The following is a 1,689-nucleotide window of genomic DNA, read 5'->3' as shown; positions in this document are numbered from 1 at the left end:
TAGGATTCCAGCGCCAGCAGCGGCGCAGCGGCTGTGCTGATCCGGCCGCGACTGGCCGGCTGCACGGGCGCCGGCGGGGCGGCGCTGTCGATCCTGGGGTCATGCATCCACCGGGTTTAGTACGGTGATCATGACCGGATGATGACACCGGCCGCCGAGGCCGCCGGACCGCGCCGACGTCACCGAAAAAGCCCGCGTTGTGCCAGCCTTCTTCATGTCCAGAACGACGCCGAGACTTAGTGGCTGGCCGACCGGTTTCGAAAGGCCGCCGCCTGAAACAGCCGATGCATGGCAGGGAGCCATTCAGACATCTATTGATCCGCCTGAACTCGTTCGCAGTTCGATACTTAGGTCTAGGTGTCCCCTACGGTTCGGTGACCTGAACCGCACCACCGTTGGATGGCGATTATTCCGCGCGAGAACCATCTTCATGGCCACTCCATGACCCTACAAATCCGGAGGAGGCCATGTTGGAGCAGGTCAGGCGACACCGTTCGATGCGATGCCGGGACGGTGAATGCGTGGCTCTCCACCCGGACTTCGCTGAGCGTTTCGATCCGGCACGACGAGGGCGCCGGCACGCTTGACGGATGGATATAGCCCTTTGGGGCCGTCGATCAGCGCTGCACTGCCGAGCGGATGATCGTCGCCGCGTTCCTGAAGCACCACCCGTTTCGGCCCGGATTGCCGCGGGCTGCCGGAGGAGCCGATGGCAGAGGAGACTGAAAATGTTCGTCCAACCATCCCGTCACGTTTCGAACGATAACGTCGCTTGCGCGAGTTCCGACGACAACCTTGGTGACAGCCCGGACTCCGGGCACCCGGACCGCGCGGACAGCCACGGCGCAAGTCACGCGCAATCGGCCTTCGGAATAGCAAGGAGGATCTGGAGCGCATGGCTGGACCATGTCGTCTTCGTAAGAGCGCAGTCGGCGCTTGAAGCCTTGGATGACCGCTCATTGCAGGATCTGGGGATCAGCCGAAGCGAGATTCATGTCGCGGTGAGGCGTGGCCGCGACGCCGCGGTACCGCCTGGGCAATCGCGGTGATCTGCGCCACCGGCGAGACTGTCACCGTTCCCGGCCACGCCGTCGCATGACGGACGGGGACGAGCGAGGCCAGATCTCGACCAAGCCCGCCCATCTTGTGCGGCGCCGGACCCGTTCTTCTCCAGCATAACCCTCAGGCTGGGACGGCGGCGTCGACATGCCGGGCCACAAGCTCGCGCAGCTGCGCCATCTCCTCCGGCTTCAGATCGGTCAGCGGCGGGCGTACCGGGCCGGCGGGGCGGCCGGTCACGGCCAGGCCGGCCTTGATGATCGACACGGCATAGCCCTTGCCGCGGTTCCGGATCGCCAGCAGCGGGTAGTAGAAGTCGCGCAGCAGCGTGTCGGTGGTGGCCGTGTCGCCGTCGCGCAGGGCCCGGTAGAAGCGCTGCGCCAGCTCCGGCACGAAGTTGAACACGGCCGAGGAATAGGTGGTGACGCCGGCGCTGAAATAAGGCGCCGCGAACACCTCATGCGTCGGCATGCCGCCGATATAGGCCAGGCGGCTGCCCATCCGGCGGGTGATCTCCAGCACCTGGTCGACCTGGCCATGGCCGTCCTTGAAGCCGACCAGGTTCGGGCAGGCGTCGCACAGCCGGGCGATGGTGTCGGCCGACAGCACCGCATTGTCACGGTTGTACAC

The 1,689-nt window shown here is 65.6% G+C and carries 2 protein-coding genes; one reads left to right on the top strand and one right to left on the bottom strand.

The genetic code is table 11. From position 1 onward, the window contains the following. Nucleotides 1–590: 590 nt before the first annotated feature. Entirely contained in the window at nt 591–1,049 is a 459-nt protein-coding gene (locus tag AC3XYG_RS32365; RefSeq protein WP_489144002.1) for a DUF1127 domain-containing protein, read from the top strand. Between the two features lie 133 nt (nt 1,050–1,182). On the opposite strand, the gene AC3XYG_RS32360 is transcribed toward AC3XYG_RS32365, so the two are convergent. Then, nucleotides 1,183–1,689: dihydrodipicolinate synthase family protein (locus AC3XYG_RS32360; protein ID WP_489144001.1), on the bottom strand; the 507-nt coding region annotated here is incomplete at its 5' end.

The sequence above is a fragment of the Inquilinus sp. genome, from assembly GCF_057815775.1.
This window is presented reverse-complemented; position numbering and strand designations above follow the sequence as displayed.

Coding starts and splice junctions, on each gene's coding strand:
- AC3XYG_RS32365 (WP_489144002.1), top strand. CDS start 591: ATGGATATAGCCCTTTGGGGCCGTCGATCAGCGCTGCACTGCCGAGCG.